Source organism: Bradyrhizobium genosp. P (genome assembly GCF_049949265.1).
In the GTDB taxonomy this organism is placed as follows: domain Bacteria; phylum Pseudomonadota; class Alphaproteobacteria; order Rhizobiales; family Xanthobacteraceae; genus Bradyrhizobium.
The window spans coordinates 895725-918659 of the sequence record NZ_CP188195.1; the positions used below are offsets into that span (position 1 = coordinate 895725).

The following is a 22935-nucleotide window of genomic DNA, read 5'->3' on the forward strand; positions in this document are numbered from 1 at the left end:
CACTCTACGCAATCATACGCGCGTTGCACTGCAATCAAAACCGTCCGAAACGGTGCCGTGCGCAGCGCTGCCGTGTTTTTATGCAAGGACCGGGCCGGTTTGAGGCATTCGGCCTTGCCATCGCCGGTGCTACTATCAGCTCCGAAAGCCGATATTTTGCGACGATTTGGCGGAGGATGCGTGATGAGACTGTTGATCGAGATCGCAGCCGCAGCATTGCTGCTGGTCTGCATCACCGCCACCAGCGCGGCCTACGCCGCAGATAAAATCGGCCGTAGCGCCGACAGCCTGAGCTGCGGCTTCAGCGTGGCGCCGAACGCCACCCCTGCCGCCCGCTGCGCCGCGATCAAGCGGCAATGCGGCGGCAAGTTCTACGCGAATGCTTGCGGCGACAAATTGCTGTCGGCGGTGAATTGAAGATCGATACCGATCCGCGGAGAGTTCGACGCGACGATCGGTATTGAACCGCGTTCGCGGAATCATCGGCGGGTTCAACGCCGGGAACACCGTGGTGATACGGATTTTCACATCTTAACAACTGCTTTACGAAAGAGGTGCCGAGCGTGGGGCAGGCAAATTTCATTCCGAACCAATTTGACGGCGGGGCCGCTGACATCGTCAGCGGCCCATATTGCTTTTGGGGTGGGACCGCCGGACGGCGGCCACAAATTCGTCGCCCCGGCGAAGGCCGGGGCCCATAACCACAGCTGTCAGAGAAGATGAGACAGGTCACTCCACTCCGGGTTGTCTTGCTCGATCAACCGAATCTTCCAATCCCGGCGCCATTCCTTCAACATCTTCTCCCGCGCGATCGCCTCTTGTGGTGAAGCGTACGTCTCGACGTAGACCAGCCGAGTGACATCGTACTTCTTGACGAATTTCGAGCCGCGTCCGGAGCGATGGAGCGTAAGCCGATTGCGAAGATCGTTGCAGATGCCGATGTATAGCGTTCCGTGACGACGGCTCGCGAGAATGTAGACGTAGTAAGCGGCCGAAGGATTCATTGCTGGGCGCCGATCGCGTGAGATGCCGGACAGCGGTGGTTGATGGTGTGGACGGCCCCCTACGGCATCAGTGTGCCAGAATGAGGTTGTTGCAAATCTCAGACAAGGGAGCCGTCCGTGAGAGAGATTATCCGCATTGGAATGGATACGTCGAAGTATATTTTTGTGCTGCATGGGGTTGATGCGGCGGAACAGCCTGTGTTGCGCAAGAAGCTTACGCGCAAGCAGGTGCTGGAGTTCTTCGCCAAGTTGCCGCCGACCGTGATCGGGATGGAGGCCTGCGGGGCCTCGCACCATTGGGCACGGGAGCTTCGCAAGCTGGGCCACGAGGTGAAGTTGATGGCGCCGCAATTGGTGAAGCCCTATGTGTCGCGGAACAAGAACGACGGTCGGGATGCGGAGGCGCTGTGTGAAGCGATGAGCCGGCCGAGCATGCGGTTCGTGCCGGTCAAGACGGTCGAGCAGCAGGCCGCGCTGATGCTGACGGGTGTCCGCGCTGGATTGATCGCCCGGCGCACCCAGCTCGGCAATATGATCCGCGGCCATGCGGCGGAGTTTGGCCTGATCGGGGCCCAAGGGACCGACAAGATCGAGCCGCTGCTGGCGCGGATTGCGCAGGACGAGACGCTTCCTGCCCTGGCACGCGAGCTGTTTACGGTGCTGGGCCGCGACTACACCAGACTCGTGGGCGAGCTGCAGGAGATCGAAGCCAGATTGATGGCCTGGCACCGCTCCGACGCCGTGGGCCGGCGTCTGGCGCAGATCCCTTCTGTCGGGCCGATCGTTGCAACGACGCTCGTGATGAAGACACCCGATCCCCATGCTTTCCGCTCCGGCCGTCACTTCGCAGCCTGGCTCGGCCTCACCCCCCAGGATCACTCCACCGCCGGCAAAACCAGGCTTGGCAAGATCACGCGGGCGGGCGACGAGGACCTGCGCCGCCTGCTGGTGATCGGGGCAACGGCGGTCATCCAGCAGGCCAGACGCGGGCGCGGCCATCACTCGCGCTGGCTGCTGGCCCTGATCAAGCGCAAGCCACCGAAGCTTGCCGCCGTGGCGCTCGCCAACAAGGTGGCCCGCATCGCCTGGAAGCTGATGGCGACCGGCGAGAGTTATGACGCCGCACGGATCAATGCCACCGCGGCAGTCGCCGTCTAACAGATTGGCCGGCTGGCGGGCTCGCTCGTCAGCCGACCCGGAGCTGCAGGAGCAGATGGAGCGATCGATCGAGCAACGATGCGAGACAGTCCGTGGGACCCATCGGCCGTCAACAGGCCGCGTGGTTGTTTGGAACTCGCATCGCGCAAACCATCTTGGCCAGCGATCCATCCGATCGCACTCAAAAGGCCGGACATATGGATGCAAGCGATCCGATCCGCTCAAAAAGCTCTTGTGCCACGGGGGCCGTCCACATATGGGTCCCGGCCTTCGCCGGGACGACATTAACTTTCATCGGAACAAATTAAGAACACTTTAGCAAGTATTTGATATATCATTGTGATTCGGCGTCGTGCCGACACAACATCTATGGTCTACCCGTCTCCGCGAGGGCTACATGTCCACCATCGCCTTTGATCAGTTCGCTCTCACTCGTATCGCGGATTTCGCGCGCTCGCTGTCGCGGCTGCATCAGGCCTCGCGGCGGCAGCCGATCGACGACGACCAGATCGACCGCGAGTTCAACGCGGTCTGCATGTCGATCTGGGGCTACACCACGGACGATTTCAGCGACGAGCTGTTGTCGGGCGAAGATCACGCCTGGCTCGACCAACTCGATGAAGCGCATGCGCGCATCTTCGCGGCCGAGCATGGTTACGACCTCGTCGACGACCACGGCATGCTGACCGACTGGTGGGGCTATTGCTGGATGATCCTGGCCGAGAAGCGCGGCCTGCTCAATCCGGAGAACCGCGCCGCGGCACGCGCTGATATCGAGGACAAGTATCTGGCGGCGCCGAACGTGATCGGCGTGATCGTCGGGCGCTAATCAGAGCGTGATAAGATAAGGTCGGGCTGGACCGGTGCCGAAGGTTCACCTCTCCCTTGGGAGAGGTCGATTTGCGCAGCAAATCGGGTGAGGGGTTACGGTCTATCGAGAAGCAAGAGCCCTCACCCGGCGCTTCGCGCCGACCTCTCCCCGCCGGGGAGAGGTGGACCGAGACCCCCGCGAACGGATTCGACCGAAACTCATCTCGCTTTAGTTCGCGTCCGCGCGCTTGGCGGGCTTTGGCGCGGTGGTCTTTGGCACCACCGAGGCCGGCGTTGCGGGTGCGACGTCGCGGCTGGTTTCCGGCAGCGGCGCGTTGCCCGCCAGTTCGGCGCTGACAGGTGCAACCTTCATTTCGCCAAGCCGCGCGCGGATCTCGGCCGTCAAGCCGGGATAGGAGGCGACCGGCGCGAAGTCGAACGACTGGTCGTTGCCGACGCGGATGCCGGTATAGGCGACCAGGCCGTCGGTGGTGGCGACCACGTCGCCGGCCCGCAGCGAGGTGTCGAGCGAGAGGTCGATCGGCGCAAGGCCCGCCGGATCGCGGCCGTTGCAGGTGCAGTCGGCGCGCAGCGCCTTGCGATAGGCGTAGGCGTTTTCGCTGTCGGCGTAGCGCTCACCGGTGTTCGAGGTGGCGCCGTCGATATTGCTGCCGTAAAACACCTTGGTCGGGCTCGAGGGGCAGAACGCCTGGCAGATCTGGACCGGCGTGGAGTTGCCGCGCATGGTCAGCGGAAAATATCTGCCGTCGCAGCTGCGCACGCAGAAGGCCGGTCCGGATCCGGCGACGCGTTGCGTGGGCGCCGCGGGCCGTTCAGGCTGCTGGTTGATGCCGAACGGATCGGCGAAGAAATTGGCTTGCGGCGGAGCCTGGCGCGCCTGCTGCTTCTGCGGCGCGCCGCCGAAGAAGAAGTCGAACAGCCCTTCGGCTGAAACGGGGGCGGGCGTGCAGATCATGGACCCCGCAAGCGTTGCGGCGACAAGCATCACGCGACGCCGCACGCGTCGATCATTGAACTCTGTACGCAACGCCAACTCCACCCGACGCAACACGCCGCGGCGAAAGTTGCCCCGGCACGATTCACCATAGAGCGGGATGGTAAACGAGCGATTGATTGCGGATGGGAACCGAGGGAAAAGAAGCTGCTTCACCTCGCCCCGCTTGCGGGGAGAGGTCGGATCGCATCGCAGATGCGATCCGGGTGAGGGGGTACAGGTCTAACCACTCTCGTGACTCGTGGAGAGGCCCCCTCACCCCAACCCTCCAAGAGCGAGCTTCGCTCGTCTCGACCCCGCAAGAGCGGGGCGAGGGAGAAGAAAGACCTGTCAGCTCCGCAAGAACTCGCCGGCCTTGTACAGCGAGCGGAACGGCAATCCGGCTTCCGCGAAGGTTTCGGTCGCGCCTTCCTCGCGGTCGACCATGGTGAAGACCAGCGCGATCTCACCGCCCGCCTCGCGCACCGCTTCCGCGGCCTTCAGCGCCGAGCCGCCGGTCGTGGTGACGTCCTCGACGATCACGATGCGCTTGCCGACGAGCGTCTCGCCCCTGGCTAACCCTTCGACCGCGAGCCGTGCACCGTGTTCCTTCGGCTTCTTGCGCACGAAGAACGCCGCGATCGGGTGTCCCTTCAGCCAGGAGAGCTGCGCGATCGCGCCGGCGAGTGGCACCGCACCCATCTCCAGGCCGCCGACGAAATCGAGATTGTCGTCCTTCAGCGCGTCATAGGTGAGTTCGGCAAGCAGCGCCGCGCCCTCGGGGTCGAGCATCGTCGGCTTGAGGTTGAAATAGAAGTCGCTCTTGCGGCCCGATGCCAGCGTGATCTCGCCGCGGCCGAACGAACGCTTGCGGATGATCTCGGCGAGGCGGGCACGGGAGGCTGATCTGGACAAGGCGTCTTCTTTCGGGTTGAGGCGGGCGGCAATCTATCGGCGCTGGCCGGCACATTCCAGCGTGGAGATGAGGCCGTCAACAGCGGTGCGCCGCGATTTCGGCGGGGGTGCTTGCGAGCGGCGCGGGTTGTGCCAACGGCCGGTTCCGCCTAATCCAGCGCCCAAATATTTGTCGGGAGCCGGAAATGACCATCGAGCTGCACACCTGGAACACGCCGAACGGCCGCAAGATCTCGGTGGCGCTGGAGGAAATGGGGCTTCCCTACAAGGTCATCCCGGTGAATATCAGCAAGGGCGAGCAGATGGCGCCCGCCTTCCTCGAGATCAGCCCGAACAACAAGATCCCGGCGATCGTCGATCCGGATGGACCCGGCGGGAAGCGCGTCAGCATCTTTGAATCCGGCGCGATCCTGCTTTACCTTGGCGAAAAGACCGGCAAGTTCCTGCCGCGGCCGCTGGCTGAGCGGATTCCCGTCTATGAGTGGCTGATGTGGCAGATGGGCGGCTTCGGCCCGATGCCGGGCCAAGTGCATCATTTCATCGCGCTGGAGAACGAGCAGGACCGCGCCTATGGACTGAAGCGCTACATGGCCGAGACGCGGCGGCTCTATGGCGTGCTGGATCGCCGGCTCGCCGGCCGCGACTATGTCGCCGGCGATCTCTCGGTCGCCGATTTCGCCATCCTCGGCTGGGCGTGGCGTCACCCGCGCCACAAGGTCGATCTGGCCGATTTCCCCAACGTCAAGCGCTGGTACGACGCGCTGATGGCGCGTCCTGCCACCAAGCGCGGCATGGAGGCAAAGCTGGATTGAACTTTCTTCTCCCTCTCCTTGCGGGGGAGGGCGGGGTGGGGGTGGTGCCGCATAACGGCTGCTCAAATTGTTGGAGAGAGCCCCCACCCGCCGCGCTCTGGCGCGCAAGAGCGCTGCCGAGCGCGTCGGCCTCCCCCCGCAAGCGGGAGAGGCAAGAAATCACGCCCTTCTCGCCTCGAGCGCCATCTTCACCGCAAGCCCTGTCAGCACCGTGCCCATCAGCCAACGCTGCACCAGCAGCCAGGTTGGGCGCGTCCCGAGGAACACCGCGATCGATCCTGCGGCGAGTGCAATCATCGCATTGATGCTGACGCTGAGCGCGATCTGGATCGAGCCGAGCGCCAGCGACTGCGTCAGCACGCTGCCGCCGGCGGGATCGATGAACTGCGGCAGCAGCGCGAGATAGAGCATCGCGATCTTCGGATTGAGCAAATTGGTGACGAAGCCCATCGCGAACAGCTTGCGGGGGCCGTCGACTTGCAACGTCCTGACCTGAAACGGCGAGCGGCCGCCGGGCTTGAGCGCCTGCCATGCGAGCCAGAGCAGATAGGCCGCGCCCGCAAAACGCAGCGCGTCATAGGCGTATGGAATCGCGAACAAGAGCGCGGTGATGCCGAACGCCGCGCACAGCATGTAGAACACGAAGCCGAGCGCCACGCCGCCGAGCGAGACGATGCCGGCCGCGGGCCCCTGGGTGATCGAGCGCGAGATCAGGTACATCATGTTCGGTCCCGGCGTCAGCACCATGCCGAGGCAGACCAGCGCAAAGCCGAGCAAAGCGGATATGTGGGGCATCAAAAGGACTCGCGAGGGGGATGCACATTTCTAGCGTGTCATCCGCCGCGAGGCCATGTTGGAATTGCTCTCGGAGCAATGTCGCGGCGAAGGCGGTGTAGGGCTCCCTCTCCCGCTTGCGGGGGAGGGCGGGGTGGGGGTATCGCCGCATAAGAGATGCTCGCGCTCTTGGAGAGAGCCCCCACCCGCCGCACTTCTTCGAGCGCGTCGGCCTCCCCCGCAAGCGGGAGAGGCGAAGAAAGCTAATGCGCTTCGTCCCAATTGTTCGCCGCCCGCGCATCGACCTGCAGCGGCAGCGAGAGCAGCACCGCGGGGAACGGCGCGTCCTGCATCACCTTCTGCACCACCGGCAGCGTTGCCGCGACCTCGTTGTCGGGCACCTCGAAGATCAGCTCGTCATGCACTTGCAGCAGCATCTGCGCCGAGAGTTTCTTCTCGGCGAGCGCATCTTCCATCCGGATCATGGCGCGGCGGATGATGTCGGCAGCCGAGCCCTGCAGCCGCGCGTTGATCGCGGCGCGTTCGTTGAAGGCGCGGTGCGACGCATTCGACGCCTTGATCTCGGGGTAGTACATTTTGCGGCCGAACAGCGTGGTGACGTAGCCGTTCCTGCGGCAGAACTCCTTGGTGTCATCCATGTAGGCGCGAATGCCCGGGAAGCGCTCGAAGTATTTCTTGATGTAGGCCGAAGCTTCCTCGCGGGCGATGCCGAGCTGGTTGGCGAGGCCGAATGCCGAGATGCCGTAGATGATGCCGAAATTGATCGCCTTGGCGCGGCGGCGCACCTCGCTCGGCATGTCCTTGATCGGCACGCCGAACATTTCGGAGGCGGTCATGGCGTGAATATCGAGCCCGTCGCGGAACGCGTCACGCAGCACCGGCACGTCCGCGATCTCTGCGAGCAGCCGCAATTCGATTTGAGAGTAGTCCGCGGACACCAGCTTGTGGCCTGATGTTGCGATGAAGGCGCGGCGGATCTTGCGGCCGTCCTCGGTGCGAACCGGGATATTCTGCAAATTCGGTTCGTTCGACGACAGCCGGCCCGTGGTGGTCGCCGCCAGCGCGTAGGTGGTGTGGACGCGATGGGTCTGCGGATGCACGTAAGTCGGCAGCGCATCGGTGTAGGTCGATTTCAGCTTCGAGACCTGCCGCCACTCCAGGATCTTGCTGGGCAGCGCGTGGCCCTGCTCCGCGAGGTCGTCGAGCACCTGCGCGGTGGTCGACCACGCGCCGGTCTTGGTCTTGGTGCCGCCCGAGAGACCCATCTTGCCGAACAGGATGTCGCCGATTTGTTTGGGGCTGCCGACATTGACCGGCTCGCCGGCGATCTCCTGGATCTCGGCCTCGACACGCGCCGCGGTCTGGGCGAAATCGCCCGACAGCCGCGACAACACCTGGCGGTCGATCGAAATGCCGCGCCGTTCCATCCGCGCCAGCACCGAGACCAGCGGCCGCTCCAGCGTCTCATAGACGGTCGCCATTCGGTCGGCGACCAGCCGCGGCTTGAGGATGCGCCACAGCCGCAACGTTGCGTCCGCGCTCTCGGCCGAATACTCGGTCGCCTTATCGATCGTGACCTGATCGAAGGTGAGCTTGCCCTTGCCGCTGCCGATCAAATTGCCATAGGCGACCATGGCGTGACCGAACGAGCGCTCGGCAAGCTGTTCCAGCGCATGCGAGCCGCGGCCGGCATCGAGCGCATAGGACATCAGCTGCGCATCATCGGTGTTGCACAGCGTAATGCCGTGCTGCGCCAGCAGCACCGCTGTGAACTTGACGTTGAAGCCGATCTTCAGGACGCCTGCCGATTCCAGCAGCGGTTTCAGCGCAGCGAGTGCGTCTGATGCCTTGATCTGGTCGGGAGCAAGCCCCGCATCGAACAGGCCCGCGCCGCCGCCGGCCTGCTTGTGGCCGAGCGGGATATAGCAGGCATCACCGGGGGCCAGCGCCAGAGCGATGCCGGAGAGCTCCGCCTGCATCGGATCAATCGAGTCCGAAATCGCCTCGATCGCAAAATGGCCGACATCGCCGACGCGGCCGACCCACGCCTTCAGGGCGTCAAGGCTGCCGATCGCCTGATATTTGCTGCGATCGAACGGCAGCTTGCGCATGGCCTCCGCGCGCGCCTCGGTCAGCGAGATCGGCGTGCCCTTGCGGCTCGAGGATTTGTCCTGTCGGTCGGCCGATTTGGCTCGTTCTTTCCCTCCCCCGCTTGCGGGGGAGGGCAGGGTGGGGGCTTTCTCCGCGGAGAGACCCCCACCCGCCGCGCTCTGGCGCGCGAGAACGCTGCCGAGCGCGTCGGCCTCCCCCGCAAGCGGGAGAGGCGAAGAAGCCCCGCTCTTGTTGCCCGCATCAGCCTCGACATTGGCCGGGTCGATCTGCGAATAATCGGCGACGCGGCGGGTGAGGGTGGAGAACTCCATCGCCTTGAGGAAGGCGACCAGCTTGCGTGCATCCGGCTCGTGCACCGCGAGGTCGTCGAGCGGGACTTCGAGATCGACCTTGTCGTCGAGCAAAACCAGTTGCCTTGAGATGCGCGCCTTCTCGGCATTCTCGAGCAGCGCCTCGCGCCGCTTCGGCTGCTTGATCTCGCCGGCGCGGAACAGCAGCTGTTCGAGGTCGCCATATTCGATGATCAGTTGCGCCGCGGTCTTGATGCCGATCCCGGGCACGCCGGGCACGTTGTCGGCGGAGTCGCCGGCCAGCGCCTGCACCTCGACCACTTTCTCCGGCGGCACGCCGAACTTCTCGATCACCTCCGGGATGCCGATGCGGCGATCCTTCATGGTGTCGTACATCACGACCTTGTCGGTGACGAGCTGCATCAGATCCTTGTCCGAGGACACGATCGTCGTGGTCGCGCCGCACTCGCCGGCCAGCCGCGCATAGGTCGCGATCAAATCGTCGGCCTCGAAGCCCGCCTGTTCGAGGCAGGGCAGGTCGAAAGCGCGCACCGCCTCGCGGATCAGCGCGAATTGCGGGATCAGGTCGTCGGGCGCCGGCGGCCGGTGCGCCTTGTAGTCGGGATAGAGCTTGTTGCGGAAGGTGATTTCCGATTTGTCGAATATGATGGCCAGATGCGTCGGCCGGTTGTCCGCCGGCATGTCGCGGAGCAGCTTCCACAGCATGTTGCAGAAGCCGAGCACAGCATTGACCTGCAGTCCGTCGGACTTGCGGTTCAGCGGCGGCAGCGCGTGATAGGCGCGGAAGATGTAGCCCGAGCCATCGACCAGGAAGACGTGGTCGCCCTTCGCCACGGCCTTGGCGGCAACAGGCGTGGTGGTCGTCGGAGCGGATTTGGCGGGGGCACTGGAGGCTGTTTTCGGCATGGCCGGAATTTATGGATTTTTGCGCGGATTGACAGCCTTGGCAGCGTGGATTCTGTACTTGCCACACAGCGATTTTGTCGTCCTGGCTTTCGCCAGGACGACGCCGGGGATAGGGCTCAGGCCTTGTCCCCGGTCGGCGAGAACAGATAGCCGCCGCCTCTGATCGTGCGGATCACGGCCGGCTTGGTCGGATCGATCTCGATCTTGCGGCGGATGCGCATGATGCGGAGGTCGACGGCGCGGTCGAAGGCTTCCGCGTCGCGCGCATTGGCGAGTTCCAGCAGCCGCTCGCGCGACAGCACGCGCTTCGGGTTGGCCGCGAACACCTTCAGCAGGCCGAATTCGGATGCAGTCAACGGGTGCTCATTGCCCTCGTCGTCGCGCAGCGCCCGGGCCTCGAGATCGAGCCATTTGGTGCCGAACCGTACCAATTGCTCCTTTTCGGCCTTGGTGGCCGCAGGTTCCGGCGCCGCGGTCCGGGCCGGTCCGCTTCGCCGCAGCACCGAGCGGATGCGCGCCATCAGCTCGCGCAATTCGCAGGGCTTTGCGACGTAGTCGTCGGCGCCGAGTTCGAGCCCGACCACGCGGTCGATCGGGCTGGCGGTAGCTGTCAGCATGATGACGGGAACGTTGATCTTGCTCTTGAGGTCGCGAATGATCGACAGCCCGTCTTCCTCGGGCATGTTGAGGTCGAGCACCACGAGATCGGGCACGCTGGTCTCGATCTCCTTGCGCAGGCTCTTGCCACCGTCGCACAGCGTCACGCCAAAACCGTGCATCTTGAGGTAATCGCCGACCATCTCGCGGGCCGGTGCCTCGTCGTCGACGATGAAGATATGCGGGCTCTGGGTCATGACGGCTCTGTCGCGGGCAATGTAACCGTAAAGGTCGACCCCTGTCCGGGGCCGGGGCTCTGCGCGGTCACATGGCCGCCATGCATGTCGATGATGCGCTTGACGATCGAAAGCCCGAGACCGGTCGAGCTCTCGCCCGCGGTCGGCTTGGCCGAGAGCCGCTGGAACCGGCCGAACAGCCGGCCGAGATCCTCCGGGCTGAGGCCGGGACCCTGGTCGACGATGCGGATCACGGTGTTGTCGCTCTCGTGGCTGACCGCGACCGTGATCTTGCCGCCGATCGGCGAATATTTGATGGCGTTGCTGACGAGATTATCGATCGCCTCGCGCATCCGGTCGGTGTCGCACATCGTGACGAAATGCTTCGGCCCCGAGACCGAGATGCTCTGCTGCTTGTTGATGGCCGAGGGCAGGTTGGCCTCGGTGACCTCGTTGACGAGGCCTGCGATGTCGACCGGCTCGCGGCGGATGCTGATGTCGAAGGCGTCGGCCATCGCGTCCGAGATCAGATGATCGACCATCGAGGTCAGCCGCTTGGTCGCGTCCCTGATGTGCTCGACCTGCGCGGTGACGTTTTCCTTCGGCGAGCCGGCGCTGATCAGTTCGGTCAGCATCTCGGTGCGGCCGAGGATCACGCCGAGCGGATTCTTCAGGTCGTGCGCGACGGTGCCGAGGATTTCGTTCTTGAAGCCGTTGGCGCGCTGCAGCCGGAGCCACTGCGCCGACAGCCGTCGGTTGGCCTGCATCAGCGCGCGCGTGCGCTGCGTGACGCGGTCTTCGAGCTGGGTGTTGGCCTCGTGGAGCTGCTGATAGAGGATCACATTGTCGAACGCGATCGACAGCCGGCTCGAGAAGATCTCGACCAGCGCGCGGTCGGTGTCGGAGAGCTGGCGCTCGGCCTGCAGCAGCACCACGACCTCGCGGCCGCTGCCGGTGCGTGAATAGAGCACGCTGCGGTGGTCGGCGAATTCGTTCTTGCGGCCCTGGAAGGCGGCTTCCACCATCGACCGCAGATCCGGATCGAGCGCCCGCGAGGAGGTGCTGCCGATGAAACGGCTGTAGCAGCCGGAGCAGGCCAGCACCGAGAAGTCGGGCGCGACGGCGTTGCCGTCGTCGCGCAGCACCAGGATGCCGGCGCAGTCGACATTGAGCAGCGACGCAAGCTGGGTCAGCACGCCTTCGGCCAGCCGCTGCATCGACTTGAAATCGTACAGCGTCGAGGCGGCATCGATGATGATCTCGAGCCCGCGCCGCGTCTGCACCATGCGCTCGAGCTGCTGGTAGCTGCGCAGCGCGGCGGTCAGCGAGGTGAACAGCTTGTCGGCGGTGAGCTCGGTCTTCGCCTTGTAGTCGTTGATGTCGTACTGGACGATGACGCGCCGTTCCGGCGCCTGGCCGGGCTGGCCGGTGCGCAGGATGATGCGGACGGTTTCGTTCTTGATCTCGTTGCGGATGTATTCGACGAGCTCGAGGCCGGCGACGTCGGTCTCCATGATGACGTCGAGCAGGACGGCGGCGATATCGGGGTTGTCCCGCATCAGCGTGCGACCTTCGGCCGCTGAATAGGCCGACAGGACCTCCAGCGTCGCGCCGTTCAGATTGTAGTCGCTCAGCGCGAAGCGGGTGCCCTCATGGACCGCGTGATCGTCGTCGATGACGGCGATCTTCCATTTGCGTACCGGCGAATCCTCCGGAGGACTCTCGGTATCGTCGATCAGTTGGAGGACATCGTCCTGTTCGGCCATTGACTGGTTCCGTCGGCTGCTGTGTCAGTGATCGTGGGCTGACCCGTGGGCTGTCCTTTGGCGATCCTGGGCATGATAATGCGAAAAGTAGTGCCTTGTCCTACCCTTGACTCCAGCATCATGCGTCCGCCGAGCTGCTGGGTGACCAGGTTATAGACGATATGCAGGCCGAGGCCCGTACCGCCTTCGTTGCGCCGCGTCGTGAAGAACGGGTCGAACGCCTGCCGCTGCACGTCCGGCGTCATGCCGGCGCCGTCGTCGGCGAAGATGATCTCGACATCGTCGGCACCGCGCCCTCGTGCCGAGATCGTGATCGTGCCGGAGCGGCCGTCAGCGAAGGCATGATTGACGGCGTTGAGGAAAAGATTGGTTAAGATTTGCCCATAGGCGCCGGGATAGCCGTCGATCAGCAGGCCCTCGGGCACATCGACCGATAGCGCGATGGCGGCCTTCTTGAGCACCGGGCGCAGGCTCGCCACGATCTGGTCGGTCGATTCACCGAGGTTGAACTGGCGGCGCTCGGCATGCGAGCGATCGACGGCGACCTGCTTGAAGGACTGGATCAGCTCGCCGGCGCGCTGCAGATTGCCGACCAGCTGCTGCGACGCGTCGCGCGAGGTGCGGACGAATTCGTCGAGCTTCGAGCGGCGCAGCGGCTCGGTCTTCAGGTCGTTCTCGAACATTTCCGCGCGCCGGGCGAAGCTCGAGGCGACGGTCAGGCTGATGCCGATCGGATTGTTGACCTCATGGGCGACGCCGGCGACGAGGCCGCCGAGCGCGGCCAGGCGCTCGGCATCGATCAGGTTCTGCTGCGCGGTGTTGAGCTCGATCAGCGCGGTCTCGGCCTTTTCCTTGGCGGCCCGCAGTTCGTCCTCGGTCTTGCGCTTGGCGATCGCATTCTCGCGGAACACCTCGACGGCGCGCGCCATGGCGCCGACCTCGTCCTTGGCTGTCGTGCCCTGCACCGGGCGGTCGTAGTCACCCGACGTGATGGCGCGCATCGACGCCATGATCTGCGCCAGCGGCAGCCGGATCGACAGCGCGATCAGCACGCCGGCCGACAAGATGATGCCGAGGAACAGCACGGCGATCGACAGCACCCGGCGTGAGATCGCCGCCAGCGTCCGGTCGAACGTCTCCTGCGCCTTCTGCTCGCGCTGGCGCATCTTGGCCGAGAGGTCGTCGATCGCACCGATCGCGTCGGCCTGGCTGGCGTCGATGGTGTTGCGCAACAATTCGGTACGGTTGGTCAGCTGTTCGCTCAACTTGGCGAGCCCGTCGCGCAACTCCTCGGTCTTGACCTTGAGCTTCGCCAGCGCCATGCGCTGCAGGTCGTTCTCGGCAAGGTCGGTCATGACCGGGGTCGTGTTCTCGATCGTATCGATGTTGCGGCGGGCTTCCTCGGCCGACGCCGTATCGAGCGACAGATAGTACGCGTTGGCAGCGACCAGCAGCGACGTAAATGCCTCGCGGGACTTGCCGAGTGCAGGCCAGATCAGCGCATCGCGATGGCCCGTCGCACCCTCGATGATCGAATAAAGCCCGGCCATGTCCCTGGTCGGCGCGAGCACCTGCTCGTTGTAGGTTTTGGCGATGGTCGACTGGACGGTGCGCAATTCGCCGAAGCCGTCGAGGAAACGGCTGGTGACGCGCTCGAGCTGCTCCACCGAGCCGGACAGCATCGGGTCGGTCGATGCGCGGTTCGTCAGCGTACCGAGCACGGCCTCGCGCAACAGCAGGATCTCCGCGAACAGGTCCGGGCTCGGCTGGTTGATGTAACGGTGGATCAGGTTCTGCAGGCGGCTGGTCTCGCTTTCGAGCCTCGCCAGGATCTTGTCGGATTCGCGCACCTGGCGGACGTCGTCCCAGGCCGAGCCGAGCACCTTGGAGCCATTCCAGATCAGCACGGCGAGCACGACCACGACGGCGGAATTGAGCAGCGCGATCGACAGGATACGCCAGCGTATCGGAACCGCGCGCAGCAGCTGGACGATGCGGAAGCGGCCTTGCGCCGCGAAACCCAGCGGCCGTCTCAGTGTCCTGTCCTGTCGGGGTGCGGCCAAGATCCGGTCACTCCACCTTGCGGATACGTTCGATCAGCGCGGATATCGCGGGATCGCGCTCGGCACTGGCATAGATGCCGGCCATCGCAGCCTCGAACGGCTTGCGGTCGATATCGGTCACGATCTTGACGCCGGTCTCTTCCGCGCGTTTGCGTGAGCGTTCCTCGAGCTCGTTCCATTTTTCTCGCATGTAGATGCTGGAGCGCTGAGCGGCCTCGCGAAAGATTTTCTTGTCGTCCGGCGACAGGCTGGCCCAGGCCTTCAGCGACATCACCAGCACTTCCGGACTGACGGTATGCTGGGTCAGCGAGTAATAGCCGGCATACTTATAGTGGCCGGTGGTGACGAAGGACGGCCAATTGTTCTCGGCGCCGTCGATCAGTCCGTTGGCGCGCCCGGTCAGCACCTGACCGTAGGCCATTTCGACCGGCTCGGCGCCAAGTGCGCGAATCATGTCGGACATCTGTTCCGATTGCTGGACGCGCAGCCGCAGCCCCCTGAGATCGTCGAGCGAATGTACCGGGCGGATGCGGTTGTAGATCGAGCGGGCACCGGAATCGTAGAACGCAAGCCCGACGAAGCCATAGGGTTCGAAACTGTTCAGGATGTCGGTGCCTACAGGCCCGTCCAGCACCTTTTGCAGATGGTCGAGCGATCGAAACAGGAACGGCATCGCCAGCACCCTCACGGCGGGCACGATGGTTCCGATCAGGGCGACGTTGGTCCGGTTGAGGTCGATTGCGCCGGCCCGGGTCTGCTCCAGCGTCTCCTTCTCCTCGCCGAGCTGGTGCGAATGGAATACCGTCACCCGATGCCGGCCGCCGGTCCCTTCAGCGATCAGCCGGCCCATGTAGCGCAATGCAAGGACGGTCGGATAATCCTCGTTCTGGGTATCGGCAGCGCGGAATTCGCGCGCAAACGCACTCGCCGAAACCGCCGTACACAACAGCGCAACGACAAGCGTCATGGTCCGCGAAAGGCCGGCGCGGCGATACACAGCCAACAATTCCCCTTATGATTTGTGTCCAGGGCGGGAAGAAAAGGTTCAACGCATTTTTTAGCAGAAGCCGAATGGTTCGCCCATCGGCCAAATCGTTAATTCTGCGCTGCAACCAGAGGGATAGATTGAAACTGCGGTTCTAGCACCGTATGACGGCATGACCTGACGTGGGAACGCCTCATTGTGAAGTCGGTCTGGACAGTCCTGCAGCTCGCCGTCGCCGCGGCTATTCTGCTTGTATCGCCTGCGCGCGCTGCGACCGACATCATGTGGTGGCACGCAATGTCGGGCGAACTCGGCAAGCAGGTCGAAAAGCTCGCCGCCGATTTCAACGCCTCGCAATCCGATTACCGGATCGTGCCTGCCTACAAGGGCAACTACACCGAGACCGTCACCGCGGCGATCTTCGCGTTCCGTTCGCGCAGTCAGCCGGCGATCGTGCAGGTCAACGAGATCGCCACCGCCACCATGATGGCGGCGCGCGGCGCGATTTATCCGGTGTTCGAGCTGATGCGCGATCAGTCGGAGGCGTTCACGCCGTCGGCCTATCTGCCGGCGGTGGCCGGCTATTACGCCGATGTCGACGGCAACATGCTGTCGTTTGCGTTCAATGCCTCGACGCCGATCCTCTACTACAACAAGGATATGTTCCGCTCGGCCGGGCTCGATCCGGACGTGCCGCCGAAGACCTGGCCCGAGGTAGGCGCGGCGGCGAAGCGGCTGCGTGCGGCAGGGGCGATGTGCGGGGTGACCACGTCGTGGCCGTCCTGGATCAACGTCGAGAATTTCTCCGCCTTTCACAATCTCCCGATCGCAACCCGGGCCAATGGCTTTGGCGGGCTGGACGCGCAGTTGATCTTCAACAATCCGATCGTGGTCCGTCACATTGCCGAGCTCGCGCAGTGGCAGGCTGACAAGACCTTCGACTATAGCGGCCGCGGGCAGACCGCCGAGCCGCGCTTCCAAAAGGGCGAATGCGGCATCTTCATCGGCTCGTCCGGCACGCGCGCCGATATCAAGGCCAACTCGAATTTCGAGATCGGCTACGGCATGATGCCGTATTACCCTGACGTGCAGGGCGCGCCGCAGAACAGCATCATCGGCGGCGCCACGCTGTGGGTGCTGCGCGACCGGACGCGCGCGGAGTATGCCGGGGTGGCGAAGTTCTTTGCCTATCTGTCGCGACCCGAGGTGCAGGCCGCCTGGCACCAGAACACCGGCTATCTGCCGATCACCCGCGCGGCGTTCGATCTGACCCGCGCGCAGGGCTTCTACGACCGCAATCCGGGCGCCTCCATTTCAATCGAGGAAATCACGCTGAAGCCGCCGACTGATAATTCCAAGGGCATTCGGCTCGGTTCGTTCGTGCTGGTCCGTGACGTGATCGAGGACGAGCTTGAGCACGTCTTCGCCGGCAAGCGCACCGCGCAGGCCGCGATGGACAACGCCGTCGAGCGCGGCAACCGCCTGCTGCGCCAGTTCGAGCGCGCCAATCCGGATCGGTGAGGGGGCTGTTTGGGCTGCTCAACTGCTTCTCCATCATCCTGAGGAGGCCGCAACGCGGCCGTCTCGAAGGATGAATCGGCCGCGCTGGTGGCCGTCGATCCTTCGAGGCTCGCCCAGCGGTGCAAGTGCACCGCAAGGCTCGCACCTCAGGATGACGGGGATCAATTGTCGACCAACAATGGTAGCCCGGACGGAGCGAAGCGAAATCCGGGAATCACACCCCGGATTGCGCTGCGCTCCATCCGGGCTACGGATCCCACTCCTCGAATAACGATTGAGCATGCCCCTTCCGCCTATCGCCGACTACGAATCCTATCGCGCCTGGCGCGGCGACACCTCGCGCTGGCTGCCGGTTGTGCGCGATATCGCCCACGGCCACGGACTGCCTTGCGACGCGCCGCATGTGTTTTCGACCGGTACCAACCTCGTCGTCGGGCTCGACGGCGACCTGATCCTGAAGCTTTTCCCGCCATTCCTGCGCCCACAATTCGTCTCCGAGCGCGGTACGCTGGCGGAGTTGCGTGGCGGGCTCGGCATTCCGATTCCGGAAGTTGTCGCGGCCGGCGAGCGCGATGGCTGGCCCTATCTCGTCATCACCCGCCTCTCCGGCGTCGTCGGATCGGAGTTGTGGCCGTCGCTGCCGGAAGCCGAAAAGGAGCGCGTGCTTGCCGAGATCGGCGCCGTCATCGTTGAGGTCCAGCGCGTGCCACCGGGCCGATTGCTTGCGATCGAGCCGCGCTGGGACGCCTACATGCGCTCCCAGATTGCGCTGTGCCGGGCGCGCCACGAACGGCTCGGACTGCCGCAGAAGTTTCTCGATGGTCTGGATGATCTCTTGCGCGACGCCGCCGAGCTGATTCCGATGGATGCGCCGCCGGTGATTCTGGTCGGCGAATACATCCCCGAAAATTTCCTGCTCGCGCGCGGGGGCGACGGCTGGCATGTCGCGGGACTGTTCGATTTCGGCGACGTGATGACGGGATGGGGCGAGTACGATCTGCTCGGTCCCAGCGCCTTCATGGCCGCCGGCCATCCGCGGCGGGTGCGCAGCCTGTTCGACGGCTTTGGCATCTCGCGCGCGGATGTGACGTTTGCGCTGAAGCGGCGGCTGATGGCGCTGATGCTGCTGCATCGGGCCAGCGATCCGCTCAGGCACGTTTGCATCGACGGCTGGCCGGGCAAGGTCGACGACTTCGTGCAGCTGCAAGAGCTGATTTGGCCTAGCTGATCTGGCCCGCCGGCTGATTGGCACGAGCCTGTCGCATCAAAAAGCGAGCATCGCCCATCTCGTGCATACTGATTGAGCAAATACTGGCTCTTTGTATGCAATGGATCGGCTCGCAGCCGAGCCGGATCAAGATACCAGACAGTTTTTCTCTCGCTATTCCATGCAATTAGCGCGACTTAGTGATCCGTTAAGGATTGGCACAAACCTTGCGATCCCTGTTCCAAAGCCGGTTTTCATTAGGTCATTGGAGCATCCCATGAAGCGTCGCGATTTCCTCAAATCGGTGTCCGGGATCGCGGCGGGCGCCCTGGCGCCGACCGCGCCCGCGATCTGGTCGCCGGCAAAGGCGGATGCACGCTCCGAGACGCTTCTGATCGTGTCCGAAGGGGGCCCCAACAATCTCGACATCCAGGGCATCGGCACTAACGTGCCGGGCTACGAGGTGTCATGGAATTGCTACGACCGGCTGATCAGCCACGAGATGAAGAGCGGTCCGGGCGGCGTGCCCTATTACGACCGCGACAAGATCAAGCCCGAACTAGCCGAGGACATGAACGTCGGTGACATGTCGGTCACCTTCAAGCTGAGGAAGAACGCGAAATTCCATGACGGTGCGCCTGTTACGGCGAAGGACGTCAAATGGTCGCTCGATCGCGCCGTTACGGTCGGCGGCTTCCCGACCTTCCAGATGAGCGCGGGCTCGCTGACCAAGCCGGAGCAGTTCGTCGTCGTCGACGACCACACCGTGCGCGTCGATTTCCTGAAGAAGGACAGGCTGACGATTCCCGATCTCGCCGTGATCGTGCCCTGCGTCATCAACTCCGAACTCGTGAAGAAGAACGCCAACGAAAAGGACCCCTGGGGCCTCGAATACACCAAGCAGCAGACCGCGGGCTCCGGCGCCTACAAGGTCACGAAATGGACTGCCGGTACCGAAGTCGTCATGGAGCGTAACGAAGACTGGGTCTGCGGTCCGATGCCGAAGATCAGGCGCGTGATCTGGCGCATGGTGCCGCAGGCCGGCAACCGCCGCGCGCTGCTCGAGCGCGGCGACGCCGACATCTCCTATGAGCTGCCGTTCAAGGATTTCCAGGAGATGAAGGCGAGCGGCAAGCTCAACGTGGTGTCGCTGCCCTTCTCGAACGGCATCCAGTATATCGGCATGAACGTCACCAAGCCGCCGTTCGACAATCTCAAGGTGCGGCAGGCGATGGCCTACGCGATGCCGTATCAGAAGATCATGGATGCGGTGATGTTCGGCCTCGCCAATCCGATGTTCGGCGCGCCAAAGGACAAGCCGACCGAGGTCGCCTGGCCGCAGCCGACCAAATACGTCACCGACATGGAGAAGGCGAAGGCGCTGCTTGCCGAGGCCGGCTACGCCAACGGCTTCGAGACCACGATCTCGTTCGATCTGAATTTCGCCGGCGTCAACGAGCCGCTCTGCGTGCTGGTGCAGGAGAGCCTCGCCCAGCTCGGCATCAAGACCACGATCAACAAGGTGCCCGGCGCCAACTGGCGCACCGAATTGAACAAGAAGGAGATGCCGCTGTTCACCAACGTGTTCTCCGGCTGGCTCGATTACCCCGAATACTTCTTCTACTGGTGCTATCACGGCAACAATTCCGTCTTCAACACCATGAGCTACAAGTCGCCGGAGATGGACAGGCTGATCGACGGTGCGCGCAATGCCGCGGCCGTCGGCGACACCGCGGTCTACGATTCCGACGTCAAGGGCTTCGTCGATCTCGCCTTCTCCGACATCCCGCGGATTCCGCTGTATCAGCCCTTCGTCAACGTCGCGATGCAGAAGAACATCTCCGGTTACGAATACTGGTTCCACCGCCGGCTCGACTACCGCGCGATGGCGAAGGGGTGAGGTGTGATGGGCTTCGCCGGTAACATTCTCTCGTATGCAACTCCGCGTAAGGTGAGCACGCCCCTCAGGCTCCCTCCCCCCTTGCGGGGGAGGGAGCCCGGCTACCGCCGTTGTGGCTTTGCACGATGCAGTCCGGAGGCGCTCATGTTGACACGCGTCCGTAAGGTGAGCACGTCTCTCAGGCTCCCTCCCCCCTTGCGGGGGAGGGTTGGGGAGAGGGGTAAGCCGCATACTCGCAAGCACGACATGTTGCGAGACCGTGCCAAGCCATTTCACCCCATTACGAACAGCTCAGCGGAAGTTCGATTCCATCTTGCAGCGGAGCAAGCGGCACCCCTCTCCCCAACCCTCCCCCGCAAGGGGGGAGGGAGCCCGGTTACCGCCGTTGTGGCTTTGCGCGCTGCAGCCGGGAGCGTCTCATGCTGACCCTCATCGGCAAGCGGCTTCTGTTCGCGATTCCGTCGCTGATCGGGGTCGTGATCGTGACGTTCCTGCTCACGCGGGCGCTGCCGGGCGATCCGGCGGCTTATTTTGCAGGGCCGGCGGCGACCAAGGAGGCGGTGGAGCAAATCAGGAAGAAGCTCGGCCTCGACAAGCCGCTGATCGAGCAGTTCTTCAACTACACCAACGACCTCGCACATGGCGATTTCGGCAACTCGCTGACGACGGGCCAGCCGGTCGCGGCCGAGTTGCGCAGTCGCCTGCCGGCGTCGGCTGAACTCACCTTGCTCGGCCTTGTCGTCTCGATCGTGATCGCGATCCCGCTCGGCGTGCTGGCGGCAACGCGGCCGGGCTCCTGGATCGATCATCTCTGCCGTGTCACGACCACGGCCGGCGTGTCGCTGCCGGTGTTCTTTACCGGTCTCGTGCTGGTCTATGTGTTCTATTTCCAGCTCGGCTGGTCACCGGCGCCGCTCGGGCGCCTGGACGTATTCTACAGTGCGCCGCCGACCGTCACCGGCTTCTATCTGATCGACACCTTGATCGCGCGCGATTTCGAGGCGTTTCGCTCCGCGCTCAGCCAGTTGATCCTGCCGGCGGTGACGCTTGCGATCTTTTCGCTCGCGCCGATCGCGCGCATGACGCGCGCGTCGATGCTGGCGGTGCTGGCCTCCGATTTTGTCCGCACCGCGCGCGCCAGCGGCCTGTCGCCGGGCAAGGTGATCGTCACCTATGCGTTCCGCAATGCGATGCTGCCCGTGATCACCACGCTCAGCATGGTGTTCTCGTTCCTGCTCGGGGCCAATGTGCTGGTCGAGAAGGTGTTCGCCTGGCCCGGCATCGGCTCGTATGCGGTGGAAGCGCTGATCGCGTCCGATTTCGCGCCGGTGCAGGGTTTCGTGCTGACCATGGCCGTCATGTACGTGCTGCTCAATCTCATCATCGACATTCTCTATGGCGTGATCGATCCACGCGTCAGGCTGGAGGGCTGAACAATGAGCACGGTCGCGCCCGTCGTTGAGCCTGCCGGTCCCGCGCGCACGTCGGGACTGGCCGCGATCATCGAGCAGACCCGGTACGTCCTCGGCGAAAACAAAGTCACCGGCTTCGCCTTCGCCCTCCTGCTCCTGATCCTGTTCGCGGCGCTGTTCGGCCCGTACATCGTGCCGTACGACCCGCTCGCCTCAGACACGGCGGCTGCGCTGAAGGCACCCTCGGCGGCGCACTGGTTCGGCACCGACCAGCTCGGCCGCGACCTCTTCAGCCGCGTCATTGTCGCGACCCGGCTCGATACTTTCATCGCGGTCGCCTCCGTTGTGCTGGTGTTTCTGATGGGCGGGCTTGCCGGCATCGCCGCCGGCTATTTCGGCGGCTGGACCGATCGCATCGTCGGCCGCATCGCCGACACCATCATGGCGTTCCCGCTGTTCGTGCTGGCGATGGGCATCGTCGCAGCCCTCGGCAACACCGTGCAGAACATCATCATCGCGACCGCGATCGTGAATTTCCCGCTCTATGCCCGCGTCGCGCGCGCCGAAGCCAATGTCCGCCGCAACGCCGGCTTCGTGCAGGCGGCGCGGCTGTCCGGCAACGGCGAGTACCGTATCCTGCTGGTGCATATCCTGCCCAACATCATGCCGATCATGATCGTGCAGATGTCGCTGACCATGGGCTATACGATCCTCAATGCGGCCGGCCTTTCCTTCATCGGCCTCGGCGTCCGGCCGCCGACCGCGGAGTGGGGCATCATGGTCGCGGAGGGGGCCGGCTTCATGGTGTCGGGCGAATGGTGGATCGCGCTGTTTCCCGGCCTCGCGCTGATGATCGCGGTGTTCTGCTTCAACCTGCTCGGCGACGGCCTGCGCGACATCGTCGACCCGCAGCGGAGGACGTGATGATGGGTTTCAGCTCGCTCCGCGCCCTTCTTCGCCTCGCCCCGCCTGCGGGGAGAGGCCGGATCGCATGGAATGCGATCCGGGTGAGGGGGAGTCTCCGCGAACTCCTCAGTCGGCTGTGTGCGCCGATAGATGCCCCTCACCCCAACCCTCTCCCCGCAAGAGCGGGGCGAGGGGGCACTCTGCCGCAGCGGAGGACGTGATGATGGTCGGCCTGCGCCGCATCTTCCCTCGCCTCGCCCCGCCCGCGGGGAGAGGCCGGATCGCATGGAATGCGATCCGGGTGAGGGGGACTCTCCGCGAACTCCTCAGTCGGCTGTGTGCGCCGATAGATGCCCCTCACCCCAACCCTCTCCCCGCAAGAGCGGGGCGAGGGGGCACTCTGCCGCAGCGGAGGACGTGATGATGGGTTTCAGCTCGCTCCGCGCCCTTCTTCGCCTCGCCCCGCCTGCGGGGAGAGGCCGGATCGCATGGAATGCGATCCGGGTGAGGGGGAGTCTCCGCGAA

18 protein-coding genes are annotated in these 22935 nt (G+C 64.2%); 9 read left to right on the plus strand and 9 right to left on the minus strand.

Annotated features, from left to right (window positions below; all coding sequences use genetic code 11):
- Positions 1-183: 183 nt before the first annotated feature.
- Complete coding sequence (locus tag ACP2YO_RS04400; RefSeq protein ID WP_426439405.1) at positions 184-417, plus strand: hypothetical protein; 234 nt, start codon at positions 184-186, stop codon at positions 415-417.
- A 293-nt stretch (positions 418-710) separates the two neighbouring features.
- Here the strand turns inward: ACP2YO_RS04400 and ACP2YO_RS04405 are convergent, their stop codons facing one another.
- Positions 711-1004 carry a GIY-YIG nuclease family protein gene (locus ACP2YO_RS04405; protein WP_426439407.1) on the minus strand — a complete coding sequence of 98 codons (294 nt, stop codon included), beginning with the start codon at positions 1002-1004 and terminating at the stop codon, positions 711-713.
- A gap of 117 nt (positions 1005-1121) precedes the next feature.
- Between ACP2YO_RS04405 and ACP2YO_RS04410 the strand changes: the two genes are divergently transcribed.
- Complete coding sequence (locus ACP2YO_RS04410; RefSeq protein WP_426437623.1) at positions 1122-2162, plus strand: IS110 family transposase; 1041 nt, start codon at positions 1122-1124, stop codon at positions 2160-2162.
- 397 nt (positions 2163-2559) lie between these two features.
- On the plus strand, positions 2560-2991 hold the full coding sequence (locus ACP2YO_RS04415; RefSeq protein ID WP_426439409.1) for a hypothetical protein: 432 nt from the start codon (positions 2560-2562) through the stop codon (positions 2989-2991).
- 210 nt (positions 2992-3201) lie between these two features.
- Here ACP2YO_RS04415 and ACP2YO_RS04420 read toward each other — a convergent pair whose 3' ends face one another.
- Positions 3202-3978, minus strand: a complete 777-nt coding sequence (locus ACP2YO_RS04420) for a DUF2865 domain-containing protein (RefSeq protein WP_426443057.1) — start codon at positions 3976-3978, stop codon at positions 3202-3204.
- 339 nt (positions 3979-4317) lie between these two features.
- Positions 4318-4881 (minus strand): orotate phosphoribosyltransferase, encoded by a 564-nt coding sequence (gene pyrE, locus ACP2YO_RS04425; RefSeq protein ID WP_426439411.1) that lies wholly within the window; start codon positions 4879-4881, stop codon positions 4318-4320.
- A 185-nt stretch (positions 4882-5066) separates the two neighbouring features.
- Between pyrE and ACP2YO_RS04430 the strand changes: the two genes are divergently transcribed.
- The gene (locus ACP2YO_RS04430; protein WP_426439413.1) at positions 5067-5693 is read left to right on the plus strand and encodes a glutathione S-transferase family protein; all 627 of its coding nucleotides are present in this window, start codon (positions 5067-5069) and stop codon (positions 5691-5693) included.
- Between the two features lie 159 nt (positions 5694-5852).
- Here the strand turns inward: ACP2YO_RS04430 and ACP2YO_RS04435 are convergent, their stop codons facing one another.
- The 6 genes from ACP2YO_RS04435 to ACP2YO_RS04460 all read right to left on the minus strand — a co-directional run bounded on the left by ACP2YO_RS04435 (position 5853) and on the right by ACP2YO_RS04460 (position 15482).
- Positions 5853-6488 carry a LysE family translocator gene (locus tag ACP2YO_RS04435; protein WP_426439415.1) on the minus strand — a complete coding sequence of 212 codons (636 nt, stop codon included), beginning with the start codon at positions 6486-6488 and terminating at the stop codon, positions 5853-5855.
- A 242-nt stretch (positions 6489-6730) separates the two neighbouring features.
- The gene (gene polA, locus ACP2YO_RS04440; protein WP_426439417.1) at positions 6731-9817 is read right to left on the minus strand and encodes a DNA polymerase I; all 3087 of its coding nucleotides are present in this window, start codon (positions 9815-9817) and stop codon (positions 6731-6733) included.
- Between the two features lie 116 nt (positions 9818-9933).
- Positions 9934-10671, minus strand: coding sequence for a response regulator (locus ACP2YO_RS04445; protein ID WP_426439419.1), 738 nt, complete (start codon positions 10669-10671; stop codon positions 9934-9936).
- Complete coding sequence (locus ACP2YO_RS04450; protein ID WP_426439421.1) at positions 10668-12416, minus strand: ATP-binding response regulator; 1749 nt, start codon at positions 12414-12416, stop codon at positions 10668-10670. The genes ACP2YO_RS04445 and ACP2YO_RS04450 overlap by 4 nt, the downstream gene beginning before the upstream one ends.
- Complete coding sequence (locus tag ACP2YO_RS04455; RefSeq protein WP_426443058.1) at positions 12386-14440, minus strand: ATP-binding protein; 2055 nt, start codon at positions 14438-14440, stop codon at positions 12386-12388. Before ACP2YO_RS04455 ends, ACP2YO_RS04450 begins: the two co-directional genes overlap by 31 nt.
- Before the next feature lie 46 nt (positions 14441-14486).
- Positions 14487-15482, minus strand: a complete 996-nt coding sequence (locus ACP2YO_RS04460; RefSeq protein ID WP_426439423.1) for a TRAP transporter substrate-binding protein — start codon at positions 15480-15482, stop codon at positions 14487-14489.
- Between the two features lie 264 nt (positions 15483-15746).
- Between ACP2YO_RS04460 and ugpB the strand changes: the two genes are divergently transcribed.
- The 5 genes from ugpB to ACP2YO_RS04485 all read left to right on the plus strand — a co-directional run bounded on the left by ugpB (position 15747) and on the right by ACP2YO_RS04485 (position 22428).
- Positions 15747-16985, plus strand: coding sequence for a sn-glycerol-3-phosphate ABC transporter substrate-binding protein UgpB (gene ugpB / locus ACP2YO_RS04465; RefSeq protein ID WP_426443059.1), 1239 nt, complete (start codon positions 15747-15749; stop codon positions 16983-16985).
- Between the two features lie 280 nt (positions 16986-17265).
- Entirely contained in the window at positions 17266-18213 is a 948-nt protein-coding gene (locus tag ACP2YO_RS04470; RefSeq protein WP_426439425.1) for an aminoglycoside phosphotransferase family protein, read from the plus strand.
- Positions 18214-18469: 256 nt separating this feature from the next.
- On the plus strand, positions 18470-20092 hold the full coding sequence (locus ACP2YO_RS04475) for an ABC transporter substrate-binding protein (protein ID WP_426439427.1): 1623 nt from the start codon (positions 18470-18472) through the stop codon (positions 20090-20092).
- A 419-nt stretch (positions 20093-20511) separates the two neighbouring features.
- The gene (locus tag ACP2YO_RS04480) at positions 20512-21525 is read left to right on the plus strand and encodes an ABC transporter permease (protein ID WP_426439429.1); all 1014 of its coding nucleotides are present in this window, start codon (positions 20512-20514) and stop codon (positions 21523-21525) included.
- A gap of 3 nt (positions 21526-21528) precedes the next feature.
- Positions 21529-22428 carry an ABC transporter permease gene (locus ACP2YO_RS04485; protein ID WP_426439431.1) on the plus strand — a complete coding sequence of 300 codons (900 nt, stop codon included), beginning with the start codon at positions 21529-21531 and terminating at the stop codon, positions 22426-22428.
- Positions 22429-22935 lie beyond the last annotated feature (507 nt).

Bases quoted from the DNA above. Each gene is read 5' to 3' on its own strand.
- ACP2YO_RS04400 (WP_426439405.1), top strand. From the start codon at position 184: ATGAGACTGTTGATCGAGATCGCAGCCGCAGCATTGCTGCTGGTCTGC.
- ACP2YO_RS04405 (WP_426439407.1), bottom strand. From the start codon at position 1,004: ATGAATCCTTCGGCCGCTTACTACGTCTACATTCTCGCGAGCCGTCGT.
- ACP2YO_RS04415 (WP_426439409.1), top strand. From the start codon at position 2,560: ATGTCCACCATCGCCTTTGATCAGTTCGCTCTCACTCGTATCGCGGAT.
- ACP2YO_RS04420 (WP_426443057.1), bottom strand. From the start codon at position 3,978: ATGCTTGTCGCCGCAACGCTTGCGGGGTCCATGATCTGCACGCCCGCC.
- ACP2YO_RS04430 (WP_426439413.1), top strand. From the start codon at position 5,067: ATGACCATCGAGCTGCACACCTGGAACACGCCGAACGGCCGCAAGATC.
- ACP2YO_RS04435 (WP_426439415.1), bottom strand. From the start codon at position 6,488: ATGCCCCACATATCCGCTTTGCTCGGCTTTGCGCTGGTCTGCCTCGGC.
- polA (WP_426439417.1), bottom strand. From the start codon at position 9,817: ATGCCGAAAACAGCCTCCAGTGCCCCCGCCAAATCCGCTCCGACGACC.
- ACP2YO_RS04445 (WP_426439419.1), bottom strand. From the start codon at position 10,671: ATGACCCAGAGCCCGCATATCTTCATCGTCGACGACGAGGCACCGGCC.
- ACP2YO_RS04450 (WP_426439421.1), bottom strand. From the start codon at position 12,416: ATGGCCGAACAGGACGATGTCCTCCAACTGATCGACGATACCGAGAGT.
- ugpB (WP_426443059.1), top strand. From the start codon at position 15,747: ATGTGGTGGCACGCAATGTCGGGCGAACTCGGCAAGCAGGTCGAAAAG.
- ACP2YO_RS04470 (WP_426439425.1), top strand. From the start codon at position 17,266: ATGCCCCTTCCGCCTATCGCCGACTACGAATCCTATCGCGCCTGGCGC.
- ACP2YO_RS04475 (WP_426439427.1), top strand. From the start codon at position 18,470: ATGAAGCGTCGCGATTTCCTCAAATCGGTGTCCGGGATCGCGGCGGGC.
- ACP2YO_RS04480 (WP_426439429.1), top strand. From the start codon at position 20,512: ATGCTGACCCTCATCGGCAAGCGGCTTCTGTTCGCGATTCCGTCGCTG.
- ACP2YO_RS04485 (WP_426439431.1), top strand. From the start codon at position 21,529: ATGAGCACGGTCGCGCCCGTCGTTGAGCCTGCCGGTCCCGCGCGCACG.